The 16,607-nt window shown below is 35.8% G+C and carries 18 protein-coding genes and 1 riboswitch; of the genes, 12 read left to right on the plus strand and 6 right to left on the minus strand.

All coding sequences use genetic code 11. From position 1 onward, the window contains the following. Positions 1 to 27: 27 nt before the first annotated feature. The 7 genes from DN389_RS13155 (at position 28) to lepB (ending at position 6,530) form a co-directional block, all read left to right on the plus strand. Positions 28 to 723: a DUF969 domain-containing protein gene (locus tag DN389_RS13155; protein WP_000593392.1), complete on the plus strand. Its 696-nt coding sequence runs from the start codon at positions 28 to 30 to the stop codon at positions 721 to 723. A 1-nt stretch (position 724) separates the two neighbouring features. Further along, positions 725 to 1,687: a DUF979 domain-containing protein gene (locus DN389_RS13160; protein WP_098191306.1), complete on the plus strand. Its 963-nt coding sequence runs from the start codon at positions 725 to 727 to the stop codon at positions 1,685 to 1,687. A 15-nt stretch (positions 1,688 to 1,702) separates the two neighbouring features. Next, positions 1,703 to 2,350 (plus strand): pyroglutamyl-peptidase I, encoded by a 648-nt coding sequence (pcp, locus tag DN389_RS13165; protein ID WP_098191305.1) that lies wholly within the window; start codon positions 1,703 to 1,705, stop codon positions 2,348 to 2,350. A 168-nt stretch (positions 2,351 to 2,518) separates the two neighbouring features. Further along, positions 2,519 to 2,713, plus strand: a complete 195-nt coding sequence (locus DN389_RS13170; RefSeq protein ID WP_048547791.1) for a hypothetical protein — start codon at positions 2,519 to 2,521, stop codon at positions 2,711 to 2,713. Between the two features lie 89 nt (positions 2,714 to 2,802). Then, positions 2,803 to 3,531 carry an NAD-dependent protein deacylase gene (locus tag DN389_RS13175; RefSeq protein ID WP_149237229.1) on the plus strand — a complete coding sequence of 243 codons (729 nt, stop codon included), beginning with the start codon at positions 2,803 to 2,805 and terminating at the stop codon, positions 3,529 to 3,531. 241 nt (positions 3,532 to 3,772) lie between these two features. Further along, positions 3,773 to 5,926 (plus strand): peptidoglycan D,D-transpeptidase FtsI family protein, encoded by a 2,154-nt coding sequence (locus DN389_RS13180; RefSeq protein ID WP_149237230.1) that lies wholly within the window; start codon positions 3,773 to 3,775, stop codon positions 5,924 to 5,926. Positions 5,927 to 6,008: 82 nt separating this feature from the next. Then, on the plus strand, positions 6,009 to 6,530 hold the full coding sequence (lepB, locus tag DN389_RS13185; protein ID WP_060487262.1) for a signal peptidase I: 522 nt from the start codon (positions 6,009 to 6,011) through the stop codon (positions 6,528 to 6,530). 178 nt (positions 6,531 to 6,708) lie between these two features. Here the strand turns inward: lepB and DN389_RS13195 are convergent, their stop codons facing one another. After that, positions 6,709 to 7,332, minus strand: coding sequence for a CmcI family methyltransferase (locus DN389_RS13195; RefSeq protein ID WP_033658741.1), 624 nt, complete (start codon positions 7,330 to 7,332; stop codon positions 6,709 to 6,711). Between the two features lie 225 nt (positions 7,333 to 7,557). Here DN389_RS13195 and DN389_RS13200 point away from each other — a divergent pair, with 225 nt between their 5' ends. Together DN389_RS13200 and DN389_RS13205 are read left to right on the plus strand one after the other, a co-directional pair. After that, entirely contained in the window at positions 7,558 to 7,743 is a 186-nt protein-coding gene (locus tag DN389_RS13200; protein WP_060487260.1) for an antitoxin VbhA family protein, read from the plus strand. Positions 7,744 to 7,893: 150 nt separating this feature from the next. Continuing rightward, positions 7,894 to 8,751, plus strand: coding sequence for a PhzF family phenazine biosynthesis protein (locus DN389_RS13205; protein WP_149237231.1), 858 nt, complete (start codon positions 7,894 to 7,896; stop codon positions 8,749 to 8,751). Between the two features lie 49 nt (positions 8,752 to 8,800). On the opposite strand, the gene DN389_RS13210 is transcribed toward DN389_RS13205, so the two are convergent. The 4 genes from DN389_RS13210 to DN389_RS13225 all read right to left on the minus strand — a co-directional run bounded on the left by DN389_RS13210 (position 8,801) and on the right by DN389_RS13225 (position 12,559). Then, positions 8,801 to 9,562 carry a class I SAM-dependent methyltransferase gene (locus tag DN389_RS13210; RefSeq protein WP_098190456.1) on the minus strand — a complete coding sequence of 254 codons (762 nt, stop codon included), beginning with the start codon at positions 9,560 to 9,562 and terminating at the stop codon, positions 8,801 to 8,803. Positions 9,563 to 9,869: 307 nt separating this feature from the next. Continuing rightward, positions 9,870 to 10,640, minus strand: coding sequence for a DNA alkylation repair protein (locus DN389_RS13215; RefSeq protein WP_149237232.1), 771 nt, complete (start codon positions 10,638 to 10,640; stop codon positions 9,870 to 9,872). A gap of 33 nt (positions 10,641 to 10,673) precedes the next feature. Further along, positions 10,674 to 10,979, minus strand: a complete 306-nt coding sequence (locus DN389_RS13220; protein WP_141524283.1) for an iron-sulfur cluster biosynthesis family protein — start codon at positions 10,977 to 10,979, stop codon at positions 10,674 to 10,676. A 113-nt stretch (positions 10,980 to 11,092) separates the two neighbouring features. After that, positions 11,093 to 12,559: an amino acid permease gene (locus tag DN389_RS13225; RefSeq protein ID WP_001083377.1), complete on the minus strand. Its 1,467-nt coding sequence runs from the start codon at positions 12,557 to 12,559 to the stop codon at positions 11,093 to 11,095. A 112-nt stretch (positions 12,560 to 12,671) separates the two neighbouring features. Further along, positions 12,672 to 12,864, minus strand: a riboswitch (Lysine riboswitch). A 385-nt stretch (positions 12,865 to 13,249) separates the two neighbouring features. Between DN389_RS13225 and DN389_RS13230 the strand changes: the two genes are divergently transcribed. Then, a complete protein-coding gene (locus tag DN389_RS13230; RefSeq protein ID WP_048547765.1) occupies positions 13,250 to 13,699 on the plus strand; it encodes a GNAT family N-acetyltransferase in 450 nt (149 codons plus the stop codon). A 39-nt stretch (positions 13,700 to 13,738) separates the two neighbouring features. Here the strand turns inward: DN389_RS13230 and DN389_RS13235 are convergent, their stop codons facing one another. Further along, positions 13,739 to 14,749: a sulfite exporter TauE/SafE family protein gene (locus tag DN389_RS13235; protein WP_149237233.1), complete on the minus strand. Its 1,011-nt coding sequence runs from the start codon at positions 14,747 to 14,749 to the stop codon at positions 13,739 to 13,741. A 98-nt stretch (positions 14,750 to 14,847) separates the two neighbouring features. Between DN389_RS13235 and DN389_RS13240 the strand changes: the two genes are divergently transcribed. Together DN389_RS13240 and DN389_RS13245 are read left to right on the plus strand one after the other, a co-directional pair. Beyond that, entirely contained in the window at positions 14,848 to 15,645 is a 798-nt protein-coding gene (locus DN389_RS13240; RefSeq protein ID WP_097858961.1) for a VOC family protein, read from the plus strand. 14 nt (positions 15,646 to 15,659) lie between these two features. Next, the gene (locus tag DN389_RS13245; protein ID WP_149237234.1) at positions 15,660 to 16,598 is read left to right on the plus strand and encodes an aminoglycoside phosphotransferase family protein; all 939 of its coding nucleotides are present in this window, start codon (positions 15,660 to 15,662) and stop codon (positions 16,596 to 16,598) included. Positions 16,599 to 16,607 lie beyond the last annotated feature (9 nt).

Consider the following 16,607-nt stretch of genomic DNA (forward strand, 5'->3'; position numbering starts at 1 on the left):
GATAAAAAATGGGGGGAAGTGCTAGAAATGATTAAATTAATCGGGATATTACTTGTTGCGGTGGGCTTTTTATTTAGATTAAATACACTTTTAGTAGTTATGGTAGCAGGTATTGTTACTGGTATGGTTTCAGGGTTAAGCTTTTATGATGTGATCAGCATGTTCGGTAAATTTTTCATAGAAAATAGATATATGTCTATGCCAATTATATTAACTTTACCGGTAATCGGAATTTTAGAGCGTTACGGTTTAAAAGAAAGAGCAGAAGCACTTATAACGAAATCAAAAGGTGCAACAACTGGAAGAGTATTAATGTCATATTTTACGATAAGAGAATCATCAGCAGCACTTGGACTGAATATTGGTGGTCATGCGCAAACAGTAAGACCGCTCGTTGCACCGATGGCAGAAGGGGCTGCGCAAGGTAAATACGGTAAACTTCCTGAAAAATTAAGAGAGAAGATTAAAGCAAACGCAGCAGCGGCGGAAAATACAGCTTGGTTTTTCGGAGAAGACATTTTTATCGCAACTGGTGCCATTTTATTAATGAAAGGATTCTTCGATTCAGTAGGTATGCATGTCGGTGTATGGGATATGGCACTTTGGGGTATTCCAACTGCAATATCTGCACTTATTGTAAGCTGGATTAGATTTAGAAGGTTTGATAAATATATAGAGAAAACAATGAAGGCAGAAGGAAAAGAAGAGAAGGAGGCAATTTAATATGAACATCATCACAATGGATACAATCTATTATGTATTAGGGATAATCGTTGCTTTTATCGCTGTTCGTATCGCATTCGATCGTGAGCATCCAAATCGATTCGGTTCTAGTTTATTTTGGGCATTGTTTGCAGTTACATTTTTATTCGGAAATGTAATTCCTTCGTTTTACGTTGGCTGTATTGTGCTTGCTATGGTCGTATTAGCTTCATTAAATAAAGTAACAAAGTCTCAGGAAAAGGAAGTCCCAGTGCAAGAACGTGTAAAACATGCGGAGAAATTAAAAAATAAAATTTTTATGCCTGCACTTTTAATCCCTATTTTTACAATTATCGGTACGTTAACGTTAGGCAAAATCAAATGGGGAAATGTTTCCCTTGTTGATCCAGATAAAGTAACGCTAGTAGCATTAGCACTAGGAGCATTACTTGCATTCATTGCAGCGATGCGTATTACAAAATCGAAAATAACAACGCCTGTTCAAGAAGGAAGCAGATTATTACAAGCTGTCGGCTGGGCTGTTATTTTACCGCAAATGTTAGCGGCACTTGGCGGTATTTTCGCAAAGTCTGGCGTTGGACAAGTCGTTTCTGATTTAGTCGGACAAGTGTTACCGACAGAGTATCCGTTCGTTGCTGTTATGGCGTATTGTTTAGGAATGATGCTCTTTACAGTCGTAATGGGAAATGCATTTGCAGCGTTTGCCGTAATTACTGGGGGAATTGGATTACCTTTAATTGTACAAATGCACGGCGGAAATCCAGCAATTATGGCAGCGCTCGGTATGTTTGCTGGATATTGCGGAACGCTACTTACGCCAATGGCAGCAAACTTTAATATTGTTCCGGCGATGCTTTTAGAACTAAAAGATAAAAATGCAGTTATTAAAGCACAAGTACCAATTGCTCTTTCAATCTTTATCATAAATATGTTTATTATGTACGGCCTTGTATATCGTTTCTAATTAGGAGGGAAAACTATGAAAACAGTATTACTAACAGGATTTGATCCGTTCGGCGGAGAAAGCATCAACCCAGCTTGGGAAGTAGCAAAAAGTTTACATGAAAAAACAATTGGAGAGTACAAGATTATTAGCAAACAAGTCCCAACGGTATTTCATAAATCAATAAAAGTATTAAAAGAGTATATAGAAGAACTAAACCCTGAAATGATTATATGTATTGGACAAGCTGGAGGCAGACCAGACATTACGATAGAGCGTGTCGCAATTAATATTGATGATGCAAGAATTGCTGACAATGAAGGGAATCAGCCGGTAGATGTACCGGTTGTAGAAGGAGGACCAGCTGCCTATTGGTCTACACTTCCGATGAAAGCAATTGTAAAAAGACTGCAAAAAGAAGGTATACCAGCTTCCGTTTCACAAACAGCAGGTACATTCGTTTGTAATCATTTATTCTATGGTCTCATGCATGAACTAGAGAAACAGGATAAGAAAATAAAAGGCGGATTTATTCATATTCCGTTCTTACCAGAACAAGCGAGTAACTATCCAGGCCAACCGAGTATGTCACTTTCTACGATTAGTAAAGGGATAGAATTGGCAGTTGAGGTAACGACGACAGTTGAGGTCGATATTGTGGAAATTGGGGGTACGACGCATTAAGTAAGATTCTGAGGTAGTACCGAAGTGCGTATGTAGTTGTTATTTTTGTTTGGAGGAAGGGTATATCGTTAACTTGATAATGATAGGGTACATTGCATATTTTAAATTCGCCCATTTTCATGTATGATTATTGTGAAAATTGGAATTTTTGAAATTGAGGTGGATATCTTGAAAAGTTTTGGTATGTTAGTATTCTCTACTGTACTTTCAGCGGGGCTATTATATTATAATGCTCAATCCTTTTATAATAGGTTTACTTCTGGAAATACATATTACTGGGTAAATGGTATCCTAGCAGTTATCTTCCTTGTATTCCTGTACAATAATGCAAAAGATATCATCAAGAAAAACTATATAAAATAAGGAAGTTTAAAGAGTTCTTTATACAAAGACAACACCTCCTGTAAACAACTGGTATAATAAGTATAGGAAAATACATAGAGGTGATTTTTGTGCAACAATTTGAAGAAGTACGTTCAATTTTAGAAAAAGCGAAGAAAATTACAGTGTTAACAGGCGCTGGTGCAAGTACGGAAAGTGGTATCCCAGATTTCCGTTCAGCAAATGGATTGTATGCTGATGCGAATGTGGAGATGTATTTATCAAGAGGATATTATAATAGAAGCCCGAAAGAGTTTTGGAAGCATTATAAAGAAATCTTTCAAATTAAAACGTTTCATCAATATAAACCAAATCGTGGCCATCACTTTTTAGCTCAATTAGAAGAACAAGGGAAAGATATTACGATTTTAACGCAAAATATTGACGGTTTACATCAATTAGGTGGTAGTAAACATGTCATTGATCTACATGGAACACTTCAAACAGCACATTGTCCGAAGTGTAAAGCGGGATATGATTTGAAGTATGTGATTGATCATGAAGTGCCTCGCTGCGGGAAGTGTAATTTCATTTTAAATCCAGACGTTGTTTTATACGGAGATACATTGCCGCAATATCAAAATGCGATAACACGTTTATATGAAACAGATGTACTTATCGTTATGGGAACGTCATTAAAAGTACAACCCGTCGCTTCATTCCCGCAAATCGCAAAGAGGGAAATAGGGGCAACGACAATTTTAGTAAATGAAGAGTTAACAGGGCAAGAATATAACTTTGATTTTGTTTTTCAAAATAAGATTGGTGAGTTTGTTGAAGGTGTATCGTCGGTTAAATAAGTTATTATTTTTATGAAAAACTGAGGTGTATAGAGAACACCTCAGTTTTTTGTTTGAATAAAATTCATGTTATGACGAATTAAGGGGAATGGTAATAAATAGGACATAAAATCAAAAAACTGAAAATTAAATCTTTTATTTCTTTAGTAATTAATATAAAATTCTATATATATCATATAAATAAATTTGATACATAATGGTTCTATGTAGAAATGTTAATAGAATGAAGCGAGGGAGCGAAATGAGACAGAAAAAGGAGCAGAAGAAACAATCGAAAAAGAAAAAGACTCATATTCCTTTTCGGTTAAATGTACTATTTTTTATCGTCTTTCTTTTATTTTCAGCTATTATAATTCAATTAGGTAAAGTACAAATCATTGATGGAGAAACGTATAGAAATGAAGTAAACAAAAAGGAAGATGTAACGGTAAGCACTCCTGTTCCTAGAGGGAAAATGTTTGATCGGGTAGGTCAAGTGATTGTAAATAACAAACCGCTACGAACCGTTACTTATACGAAAATGAAAGGGGTAGATTCGAAAGAAGTTTTACAAGTCGCAAGACAATTAGCTCAGCTAATAGAAATGTCACCAGAAGATATAGATAAGTTGACAGAAACAGATAAAAAAGATTTTTGGATGCAGTTAAATGAAAAGCGAGCAGCAGAAAAAGTAACGAAAGAAGATGAGAGTGCATTTAGGAAGCAAGAGATAGAGGGGAAAGAATTAGATAAAAAAGTTGAAGAGTTGCGCCGTGAAAGAATTACGCAAGAAGAATTAAGCGAACTTTCAAAAGAGGATTTAGAAGTACTAGCAATTAAAAGTAGGATGAATGCGGGATATAAAATGACGCCGCAAATTGTTAAAAAAGATGTAAGTCAAAATGAATATGCAATTGTAAGTGAAAGATTGGCAATTTTGCCAGGAGTGGATACGACAGTGGATTGGGAACGTGAATACCCAAATGATAAAATACTTCGTTCCATACTTGGTAGCGTTTCTACTGAAAATGAGGGCTTGCCGAGAGAACAGTTAGATTATTATTTAGTGCGTGATTATAACCGAAATGATCGCATTGGTAAGAGTTACATCGAGAAACAGTACGAAGATGCATTACATGGAACGAAAGAACAGTCTAAAAACATTACGGATAAAGCAGGAAATATTATTCGAACTGAAAAAGTGACCGAAGGAAAAAGCGGAAATAATTTAATGTTAACAGTAGATATGGAGTTACAGAAAAAAGTAGAGCAAAGTCTTGAAAAGAATTTACGAGCATTTCATTCTGCAGAGCCGATGATGGATCGCGCGTTCGTTGTAATGATGAACCCGAAAAACGGCCAAATTTTATCAATGGCTGGAAAGAAAATTGTAAATAAAGATGGCGGCATGCAAATAGAAGACTTCGCTTTAGGAACGATGACAAGTTCTTATGAGTTAGGGTCAACTGTGAAAGGGGCGACGTTATTAGCCGGATATCAAACTGAAACAATAAAGCCGTATACGCATTTCTTTGATGCACCAATGTATTTTAAAGGAAGTGCTAAGCCAAAGAAATCGTGGAAAGACTTTGGTGATATTGATGATTTAAGAGCTTTACAAGTTTCATCAAACGTTTATATGTTTAATACAGCATTAAAAATGGCAGGTATTAATTATGTGCCAAACAATCCGTTAGATATTAAAAAAGAGACATTTAATAAAATGCGTTACTACTTTAGACAGTTCGGATTAGGTGTACCGACTGGAATTGACTTGCCGAATGAATCGATTGGTCAAATGGGGAGAACTGATAACATACCTGGTTTCTTACTTGATTATGCGATTGGACAGTACGATACATATACGCCGCTGCAACTTGCTCAATATATTTCAACAATTGCAAATGGCGGTTACCGAATGAAACCACAAATTGTACAAGAGGTGAGAGAGCAACCACATAAACCAGAGGATGTTGGAAAAGTTGTTCGGTCTATTGAACCAGTTATTTTAAATCGAGTGGATATGGACACTTCATATATTAATCATGTAAAAGAAGGATTTAGAAGAGTTTTTCAAGAAACTGACGGGACAGGTACTGCAACGTTTAAAGGATTACCGTATAAACCAGCTGGAAAAACAGGAACAGCTGAGACTGTATATGGTGGAGAAAGTGATATTGGAAGAGATGAAAACTATAACCGAAAAAAATGTTATAATTTAACTCTTGCCGGTTATGCACCATATGATGCAGATCCGGAAGTTGCTTTTTCAGTTGTTGTACCTTGGGTGAATGATGACAAATCAGGAATTAATTCCGCGATTGGTAAAGAGATTTTGGATGCGTATTTTGAATTGAAAACGAAAAGAGCGGGTGGAAATCCAGTCCCAGTAGAACAGCCGAACAAGACCCAGTAAAAATAGTATCACTGCATGGAGACATATTGTGCAGTGATATATTTTTTGAGTTAAAAAGCGTTTAAATAAGGTGGGAATGGATATGAAACAGGAGATTAAAAGAGGCTGGGGGAAATACATACTCTTCGTGTTTGTTTTGGTAGTAGCCTATCATTCTTTTACTTTATGTAAAGTGGAAGGGAAATCGATGCAACCGACTTTATATGAAGAAGACTACGTATTTGTAAATAAAGCAGCAGTACATTTTTCAAATTTAGAGCACGGAGAAATTGTCATTATAAAGGAAGAGGATGAGTCGAAATATTATGTAAAACGAGTAATAGGACTTCCTGGTGACGTAATTAACATAAAGAATGGATCAGTATATGTGAATGATAAAAAGCAAGAAGAACCGTATACAAATAAAGATTTATTCAATAATACGCAAGTGTTTTATAACTTTCAAAAGACGAAAATCCCGCCAAATAAATTATTTGTAATGGGAGATAACCGTGAACTTAGTAGAGATAGTCGAAATGGCTTAGGATATATTGAAGAAGATAATATAATAGGCAAAGTGGAATTTGTATATTATCCTTTTTCAAAAATGAAGATCATAGAATAAGTGGGGGATATACAAAACCCCACTTATTAAAGTTTCACTTTACCCCGCATTAACGGGCAGTAAGCCCCCACCTCAAAATTCAGCTGTACAAAGGAGTTAGGTGGGAGATCAACTGCCCGTAAAAGCCCGATTGGTTCAACTAATAATAAGTGGGGATGAACCCCCACTTATTAAAGTTTCACTTTATCTTCTTTAAAAAACCTTTTGGATTAAATGATATGAAAAACTTATGTTTAGATTCATCGATTATGAAGTTGTTGTTTTTAGCTAAAAACTCTTCTACAGCTTCCATTGGGCCAGGGCCCCAATCGGGAGAAACAGGATTTCCATTAATAGATGTATCCTCTACAATAATATAACTACCAGTAGTAACGATAGATTTATAAAGTAAAAGTTCTTTTGATACATGCTCTTTACTATGATCAGAATCTAAAATTACTAAAATCACATCATCAGGTTTGCGCATATTTAATATAGTTTGAACGGCATGTACAGAAACAGAAGAAGCTGTTACATACGTAATTCGGTCATGGGATGGACGATTTGGTTGAGGGAATATATCAATAGTAACAACGTGACCCTTTCCAATTAAATCTAATATAGAAGCTAAATACAATGCGCTACCACCATAACAAGTGCCACATTCAATAATTAAATCGGGTTTTAATTCGTAAATAATTTCTTGATACAAAAAAAGATCAGAAGGAAGTTTGAAAATGGGGACCCCGAGCCAGTGTGTATCATGCAACCAAACGTTGCTGTCGTAATAAAGTTTTAGAAATTCATTGCTTATAGTATCGATATTAATTCTCCTTTCTAAAAAGGATTCTTTCGCTTTACGTAAAGTGTTTACGTATGAAAGTTGTACTATATACTATGTGATAAGGAATTGTAAGGCGAGTGTTTTTACTTAAAAATAAGCTAAATAACTCATGTGTAAAGGGAAGGAAATGGACGTATGTATAAGTACACAATTTGCTTCATTAGAAAAGGAAATGAAAATGATGTGAAGGAGATAACTTAAATTATGGCATTCAAAAGCGAGGAAGAACTGAATAAAGCTTTCGAGGCAGCTAAAGCGAGCCTAGAAATAGAAGGTATGACCATTACAAAAGAAATGGAAAAAGTTATAAAAGAAAAGTTAGCCGGAAAGATAACGCACGAGCAACTTATTACATTAGCTGATGCGATTGGGAGAAGCGAACTTACTTAACGAACTAGAGGCCGCTACAAACTATTTTTGAAGAGTTCAGATACTAAAAAAATAGTTTGTCTCTTGCTTTATAGAAAATTTATCCAACAATATATATACGTAGTACGTTCTATGCTACAATTTACTATAAGTGAGGAAGGAAGGTGTCTTATGAAAATATCTGTTTATGTTGCAAGTGCATTTAGCAAGGATCATAAAGGCGGAAATAAAGCAGGAGTGGTATTTATGGAGAATACATTGACCACTACTCAAAAAATGGCAATAGCCAAACAACTGGGCTATGCGGAAACTGCATTTATATCAGAGTCCGAAATTGCTGATTATAAATTTGAGTATTTTACACCAAAAGAGGAAGTTGATTTATGTGGTCATGCCACAATTGGCTCTTTCGCGATACTGATGCATGTAAATAAACTTTTCAAGAATCGCTATACGATTGAAACGAACAGCGGTGTTCTTACTATTACCATAAAAGATGACATCATATTCATGGAACAAAACGAACCGATATTCTATGATGTTATATCTCCGAATGAGTTTATCGACTGCTTTGACATTAAAGATATAGACAATACATACCCAATTCAAATTGTCTCCACGGGCTTAAAAGATATTTTAATTCCTATAAAAAGCGAAACACAATTACATACAATGCAACCTAATTTTGAAAAAATTAAAGAAATCAGCAAGTATTATAATGTTGTCGGGATGCATCTATATACTTTTAATGACAATCGAATTATATGCAGAAACTTTGCTCCGCTATACGACATCAATGAAGAAGCAGCGACTGGAACTTCAAACGGTGCATTAGCTAGCTACCTTTATGAACAGCGCTACTTACAAAAAGAAGTCTATGTATTTGAACAAGGTTATTCTTTACACTCGCCTTCCGAAATATTAGTTAAATTAGCAACCGATAGCGAGAATAAAATAGAAAAAGTTTATGTTGGTGGCAAAGGCTATTACTGTGAAACGAAGTGTTTAAATATAGAAAATATTGAGTGAAAATAAAAAAAGAGATGGTAGATCCATCTCTTTTTCATATGCTCCATGATTAACCGCGAATCGCTTTCATCATAAAACGATGTTGCTTCACATCAAAATAACCTTTTTGTAAGATGATTTCATGTATACGATATAATTCCTCATTGTAACCTTCGACAGTAAAATCAGGAATTTGCCACGGAATCGCTTTTAAATAATAGACGATAGCGCCAATGTCGTAAAAGCGTTGAAAAGGGAACTCTTCTTTTTCTTCTAAAATAGTAAATCCATTTTCCTTTAACTCACAACATGCCGCTTCAAGCGACCAGCTTGCAAATTCGCTATTTAGCGGTGTGCCAAACTGCTCATTCAGTTCCGCGCAATCGAGACCACCAACTTGTTGGGTAAAAAATATTCCATTAGGAGAAAGTATTCTTTTTACTTCAGAAGCAGCATATGATTCATGTTGATTTATGATTAAATTAAACTGACCATCTTGAAATGGTAAAGCAGTATCATCTGTTACCTCTATAACTGTAACCCCTAAAGGTTCTAATTTCTTCCGAGCAATCGGCACGTTTGGAGCATAGCCCTCAGTCGCAAAAATGGTTGATGGGAACGGTTGTAACATAGATAAAAACTCTCCACCGCCAGTGCCCATATCTACCATTGATTCTGCATGCTGCATAAGTTGGAAAGCTGTACTGCCATATGACCACGATAAAGGCTCGCTCTTCATTCGACCCGTTTCTGAAATAAAAGAAAAATCCCAACCGCTAAAATTTGTATTAGCACTTTCTAATAAAGTTAAAAATAATAAATCACGTTTCATAATTGTATCCTCCTATTTTGTAAGTAAATGATATGATGAGAAAAGAAAAAAGGAGGACCTCTTATTAAAGGGGAACGGTTTTACGTTTCGTGTTCAAATAGATTCATATACATTCGCTCCTTGTTAGAGTGGTTATTTATATATTCGGGATAACCGAGTGGAATTCCTTTGAAGTTATTAGGGAAGGTAGTTGTTTAAACGAAATAAGCCAAAAATGTTTCAAAATATTTTAAGACAAGGGTAATGTTTGAAAGAGAAAACCGCTTATACTTCAAAAATGAAGTATAAGCGGTTTTGTATAAAGTACTTAAAAAGAAAAATCTTTTGGCAAATTACCACTTTTTATCACCGTTCTTAACCCATGTTTTATAATCCAAGGATTAACCGGATACTGTTTATCACGTAACTGCTGCAACCATTGAAAAACGAGTTCTTTATCTTCTTTTGTAATATCGTTAATATGATTGGCTACTGATTTTTGGACATATTTAGAAGAATCATTCATTAATGGTTCAAGAAGCTGTAAATTGTTCTTAAAGTCACCTTTCAGAGCTCCTATTTTTTTAGCCCAAGGAAGTCTGGGCCTTGTACCTTCGGAAACCAATCTCCTAATGTGGCTGTTTTCGTCATGAATCCACTGTTGTAATATGTGTAGTGTCTCTTCATGGTATGTTTCGAGAAAAGGCCGAATGGCATATTCAGCAGTATTCCTTTTTGTTATTTCATACATGGCGTTACATGAGGTTTCAAAATCGTTAAGCCCATATTTTTCAACGTATTTTGCAATAGGCATGTACATATATCCGTTTGTAAATGTGCCTACTTCTGTTGTGTTTTCTGGCCCCAATGTTTTCAGTAAAATATGTATTGCTGCATTAAAATCTTTTTGTAATGCATCGTGTAATTCATCTGCTATTACTTCTATACGTTGCTTTAACTCTAAATTTTCAACTTTACATGTTACGGAAGATACGAAGTTTCTTTTAGAGAAATTAGGGTCGTGTTTACAGATAGAATCAGCCATTATTTCTGCTAATTCTTCATTAAATAAAAATTTTAACGGAACATAATTACCCATTTTTTCACCTCATTGATCAGCTGAAAATAATTTTTATTTTTTAATCGACAACCCATAAACTAAAGTCTCACTCGGAGTCGTAATACTAAAACCTGTCGTTTTATAATCAAGTGTCACCGTATCACCAGTATAGTCTTTCGTAAATGAATCCATTTGTACGATAAACTCAGCATCTTCATATACAACATCATCTGCATCATATGTATCCCAAATTAAATCAACATCAACGAAAATACTGCAAGAGTTTGTCATTGTTCCTCTAATGCGAATGATTTTTTTGTCTTCACGTTCTAATCTATGTATAGCTGCTTTTGCTTCATCAGTAATGCGAATTTTCATGGTATCCCAACCTTTATGTATATTTCCTTTATTATTGCAAAAACAGGAGCAATAATAAAGGGAGAAGCATTGGAATAAAAAACGAGCAAACATATTTGTTTGCTCGTTTCACTTTATTTCAATTCACATTTATCAAGTGGAATCACTTTCGTTTTCTTCGTAAATTTATATCCTAACCATAGTACTAAGAAGAGTGGTAAACCGATGTAAGAAACGAGTACACCGTTCCAATCGATTGCTTCGCCCATGAATGCACCGTAGTTTTGTCCTAAAATTACGATGACACAAAGTGCAAATGCGAAGATTGGACCGAACGGGAACCATTTTGCTCTATATGGTAAGTCTTTTAAATCTTTACCTTGAGCAATATATGCTTTACGGAAACGGTAATGACTAATTGCAATTCCGACCCATGCGATAAAGCCAGACATTCCAGATGCATTTAATAACCAAATGTATACAACACCGTCACCGAATAAGGAAGCAATGAAAGCGATACTACCAACAATTGACGTTACGATTAATGCGTTAACAGGTACACCGCGGCTATCTAATTTACCAAGAAACTTCGGTGCTTTACCTTGGCGAGCTAAGTCCCAAAGCATACGAGTTGATGCGTACATTCCAGAGTTACCAGCAGATAGTACTGCCGTTAAAATAACAGCGTTCATAACAGAAGCAGCAAAGGCAACGCCCGCTTTTTCAAAAATAAGTGTAAACGGACTTACTGTAACATCGCTTGCGGCAAGGCTTTCAGTTGTATAAGGAATTAATAAACCGATAACGAGAATCGCAAGGATATAGAATAAAAGAATACGCCAAAAGATAGAACGAATTGCTTTTGGAATGTTACGCTCTGGATCAGCAGTTTCACCAGCAGCAACTCCTAATAATTCAGTTCCTTGGAAGGAGAACCCAGCAGCCATAAATACACCGATAATTGCCATAATGCCGCCATTAAATGGTGCATCTGCAACAGTGAAGTTTTTAAAGCCAACAGATTCGCCGCCCATAATTCCGAAAATCATCATGAAGCCGACAATTAAAAAGATAATAATAGTAACTACTTTAATAAGTGCGAACCAATATTCAGATTCACCAAACCCTTTAACAGATAAATAGTTTAAAAGGAAAATAATAGCTAAACATAATCCACTCCAAATAAGAGAAGGGGTATCTGGGAACCAAAATTTCATAATTAATGTTACAGCAGCGAGTTCAGCAGCAATTGTAATGGCCCAGTTATACCAATAGTTCCATCCAAGTGCAAAGCCAAGGGACGGATCAACAAATTTTGTTGCATAAGTACTAAAAGATCCAGTAACAGGCATGTAAGCTGCGAGTTCAGCTAAGCTTGTCATTAAAAAGTAAACCATAATCCCAATTGCGGCGTATGCAATTAATGCGCCACCAGGCCCAGCTGAATGGATGACACCACCGCTGGCAAGAAATAGTCCGGTACCGATTGTACCACCGAGAGAAATCATCGTAAGGTGACGAGATTTTAATCCGCGTTTTAATTCACCTTGTCCTTGTGTAGTTTGCGTTTTAGAGGTAGCTTGATTCGTTGCGCTATTCATGTTCAACACTCCTTTTCTTGTAAGATAGGAAGGAACGGGGGAGAAAAATACAAAAAACCGCCAAAGGAATTTGGCGGAACGTTTCACAAATAACCACCCCATCATACCCTTCCGTTAAGATAGCACCCCACGTTTACACGGTAATTTTGTAAACGTGACAGTTCTGTTCCTTTCGGAGACAGACCCAGCTCATAATTCCAGAGAAGAAATATAAACTTCGGCAACTTTTCCTTTCAAACGGAGTCGGTGACATTCTCTGTGTCTCGTCCGTTTTACTCATAAAAGTCGCAACCTCTACCTCATCGGATTGATGAGGATTTGATATATTGCTAAGATTTTTAATATATGGCAATTGTAATGACTTTCTGAATATATTGCAAGATATTTTGTTAGGAAAAGTCAAAAAATATCGGTTATTGTATAGGAAACGCTTGCAAAACTCCACTCGAACCTACTATTATGTAACAATAAGCAAAGAAAAAATTGTTATACAAATGTTTCGCAAAAAATATTGAAAAACCCTCTAAAATTAAAAGAAAATTCAGAAAATATAATTCGACATAAGTATCAAAAGAGGATTATTCCTTAAATTCGTTTCAAAGAATAAGTATAAATCTGATAAATAGAATGAATATTCTTTTTATTTCTGGTAAAATTGAAGTATTGTTTAATTGAAAAGGGGAAATCAACATGAAATTAGAAACAGAAAGGCTCTATATAGTACCGTGTACAGAAGAGAGGATGCACGTTGCGAGCAAGCAAGGATATGATAGTGGTCCACATATTGTAGGACATGTAGAAACTGTAAAAAAAGATAAGGAAGTATTACCTTGGGGGGCGTGGTATGTCATTCGAAAAGAAGATGACATCGTTCTAGGTGATATAGGGTTTAAAGGGAAACCAAATGAGGAACATATAGTAGAAATTGGTTACGGATTTATTGAGAAATATTGGAATAAAGGGTATGCGACAGAAGCTGTAAGAGAGCTAATAAATTGGGCTTTTCAAACAGAAGAGGTAGAAACGATTATTGCAGAGACACTTCTTGAAAATATTAGCTCGATTCGTGTATTAGAGAAACTACATATGAAGAGAATTGGCACTACAGAAACGATGATTAATTGGAAAATAGAACAATAAAAAATACCGCTCGAAGTATATCGGGCGGTATTTTTATCGTTATGGTAGCATTTGTTTTTGATCATTCGGATATCCAGCTGTCGATGCGTTAGAACGCTTGGAATGATTGCGAACAGCAATGAAAATAGAAATAATAACGACAAGAACAACTGCCACGTAAGAAAGTGAAATAATAGTTGGATCAACTTTAAATGTGGTAAGCAGTGTACGAATGTTTGTAAAGATAATAAGGCCGCCAACTAATACGCCAAGTAAATGAGAAGGAACGATGCGCACTAACCATGCAGCGATCGGTGCCGCAACGATACCACCGAGCATAAGAGAAAATACCCAAACCCAGCTTACTTGTTCCCAGCCAAGAGAAATGAAAAAGCCGATTGTTGCAGCGAGTGAGACAGGAAACTCACTCGTGTCTACAGATCCGATAACTTTTCTAGCTTCATTTCCTCTTGCCAAAAGCACAGGTGTCGTAATCGGACCCCAGCCACCACCACCAGTTGAATCAACGAATCCAGCAAATAAGCCAAGCGGAACAAGCTGTTTAGCAGACATACGCTTATTTGAAGTAACAATTTGTTTTTGAATGAGGAATCGTAATAAAATATAAACCCCTAAAGTAAATAAAAATACGGAAATGTACGGTTTAATTACATCGCCAGGTAAATTACTTAAAAAACATGCTCCAATAAATGCGCCAATTGCTCCTGGCAATGTAAGCCTGGAAACGGTATATTTATCAACGTTTCCAAATTTGAGGTGAGATGCACCAGAAGCGGCGGTTGTAACCACCTCAGCTAAATGAACAGATGCGGAAGCTACAGCCGGTGCGATACCAAACATTAATAATAGTGAGGTAGATGTTACCCCGTACGCCATTCCAAGCGCCCCATCAATCAATTGAGCGAAAAATCCAATAATAGCAAAGACAATTAATTTCTGCATAAATAATCCCCCTGTAATAATAAATGAAAAAGGCACTTTTCCCGTATGAGAAAAGTGCCTTTGGTTTTTCCAATCAGCAATAATTAAATTTGTTTCATTATAATACATATTAATCGTATAAATCAACTGGGTTTTAAAGTTTTTTGAATTGAATGAAAGAAAAATAAAATATACAATAAAAGGATGGAGAGAAAGGGGAGAAAGACATGTTACGATTTGATCATCTCGTACACGCAGTACATGGTACACCGGAGGAAGCGGCAAAACAAATGCAGGAGCGTGGATTTCATACTGCACTAGGCGGAGAGCATACGACCTGGGGTACTTGGAATAGTTTATGTTATTTTGATTTATCCTATATAGAATTTTTAGCAATTCAGCATGAAGAAAAAGCGAAGAAAGCAGACAATCCATTAGTACAAGAAACAGTAGTGAAATTACAAGACGGAGAAGGAATGCTACAAATCGCAATTCGAGCAGATGCCATTGAAGACCTAGCAGTTAAGTTTAGTAAGCAAGGTTTACATACGATAGGACCATTTGAAGGGAAACGTATGAGAAAAGATGGCCGCCTTTTAGAATGGAAAATGTTATTTGTAAAGCAAGAGGAAAACGGACCAAAATTACCATTCTTTATACAATGGAATGAAACGGATGAAGAAAGAAGAAACGATTTACGTAACATAGGGACGATCACTGAACATAAAAACAAAGTACAACAAATTGAAACGATTCATTACGCAGTGAAAAATGTTCGAGAAACAGTACGAAAATGGAAAGAAGTAATGGGGCTAACTGCGAGCCAGGTCGTTAAAAATGAAGAATGGAATGCAGAGTGCCAAAGCGTATCATTTGGAGATGTTCATGTGCAGTTTTGTGAACCAAAAGGAGAAGGGTTAGTACTAGAACGTTTGAATCATCATGGCGAATATCCATTTGCAGTGGAGTGTAATGGGGAAAATAAACGAGAGCATGAAGTGTTAGGTAGTTTGTACATATATTGATAGAGGTGAACATAGTGGAAGAAATACTTAGAGAGATAGAGAGAAAACTAGAATGGCCTCGTATTACAAAGTGTATAGCTATTTCAAAAGGTTTTTCACATGAAGAGAAATATAAAATAGAATTAGAAAATAGAGTGACATATTTTGTAAAAATATGTGATGCTGTTCATTTTGAACGTAAACAAGAAGAATATACGTATATGAAACAATTAGAGTTATTACATATTCCTACGCCTAAGTTAATTCATTTTATAAAGCTGGAGGATTTAAATAAATGTATTCAAGTATTTGAATGGATCCAAGGTGTAAATGGTGAAGAAGGTTTAGGGAAACTATCGGTGGAAGAACAGTATTATGCAGGAAGAAAAGCAGGAGAAGTATTAAAGAGAATCCACTCAATTGAAAGAGAAAGTGCAAGTAATAAATGGGAAACGGTTCGATGGAATAAATACGAAAGATACGTAGAAGCGTTAGCAAACTATGAAATAGACTTCCTTGATTTGAAGCCAGTATTAAGTTTTGTAGGGGAGCATAAACAATTATTGAAAAATCGCCCAATCACATTTTTACACGATGACTTCCATCCAGCAAATAGTATGATTCATAATAAGGAGTTTATCGTTATCGATTTTGGTGGATATGATTTTGGCGATCCAATACATGATTTTTATAACGTAGCGATCTTTACTACAAGAATAAGTAAACCATTTGCGGTTGGACAAGTTCACGGTTATTGCGGGGGAGAACCGTCACTTCATTTTTGGCAACTGTATTCATTATATGCAGCAATGACATTCCCAGCTGATATCGTATGGACAAACCGAAGCACGCCACATTTAGTAAATGATATGAAAGAGAGATTAAACCGAATTATCGAAGATCATAACAATTTTTCATCCTATATTCCACAATGGTATCAATTACAACATGAGGATATAATAAACAATAAGTAATGGAGGGAT

It is taken from the genome of Bacillus sp. AY3-1 (genome assembly GCF_008368785.1).
GTDB classification, from domain to species: domain Bacteria; phylum Bacillota; class Bacilli; order Bacillales; family Bacillaceae_G; genus Bacillus_A; species Bacillus_A wiedmannii.

What these genes read in the sequence shown, in the direction of transcription:
- DN389_RS13155 (WP_000593392.1), top strand. Translation starts at nt 28, where the DNA reads ATGATTAAATTAATCGGGATATTACTTGTTGCGGTGGGCTTTTTATTT.
- DN389_RS13160 (WP_098191306.1), top strand. Translation starts at nt 725, where the DNA reads ATGAACATCATCACAATGGATACAATCTATTATGTATTAGGGATAATC.
- pcp (WP_098191305.1), top strand. Translation starts at nt 1,703, where the DNA reads ATGAAAACAGTATTACTAACAGGATTTGATCCGTTCGGCGGAGAAAGC.
- DN389_RS13180 (WP_149237230.1), top strand. Translation starts at nt 3,773, where the DNA reads ATGAGACAGAAAAAGGAGCAGAAGAAACAATCGAAAAAGAAAAAGACT.
- lepB (WP_060487262.1), top strand. Translation starts at nt 6,009, where the DNA reads ATGAAACAGGAGATTAAAAGAGGCTGGGGGAAATACATACTCTTCGTG.
- DN389_RS13200 (WP_060487260.1), top strand. Translation starts at nt 7,558, where the DNA reads ATGGCATTCAAAAGCGAGGAAGAACTGAATAAAGCTTTCGAGGCAGCT.
- DN389_RS13205 (WP_149237231.1), top strand. Translation starts at nt 7,894, where the DNA reads ATGAAAATATCTGTTTATGTTGCAAGTGCATTTAGCAAGGATCATAAA.
- DN389_RS13210 (WP_098190456.1), bottom strand. Translation starts at nt 9,562, where the DNA reads ATGAAACGTGATTTATTATTTTTAACTTTATTAGAAAGTGCTAATACA.
- DN389_RS13215 (WP_149237232.1), bottom strand. Translation starts at nt 10,640, where the DNA reads ATGGGTAATTATGTTCCGTTAAAATTTTTATTTAATGAAGAATTAGCA.
- DN389_RS13220 (WP_141524283.1), bottom strand. Translation starts at nt 10,979, where the DNA reads ATGAAAATTCGCATTACTGATGAAGCAAAAGCAGCTATACATAGATTA.
- DN389_RS13225 (WP_001083377.1), bottom strand. Translation starts at nt 12,559, where the DNA reads ATGAATAGCGCAACGAATCAAGCTACCTCTAAAACGCAAACTACACAA.
- DN389_RS13230 (WP_048547765.1), top strand. Translation starts at nt 13,250, where the DNA reads ATGAAATTAGAAACAGAAAGGCTCTATATAGTACCGTGTACAGAAGAG.
- DN389_RS13235 (WP_149237233.1), bottom strand. Translation starts at nt 14,749, where the DNA reads ATGTATTATAATGAAACAAATTTAATTATTGCTGATTGGAAAAACCAA.
- DN389_RS13240 (WP_097858961.1), top strand. Translation starts at nt 14,848, where the DNA reads ATGTTACGATTTGATCATCTCGTACACGCAGTACATGGTACACCGGAG.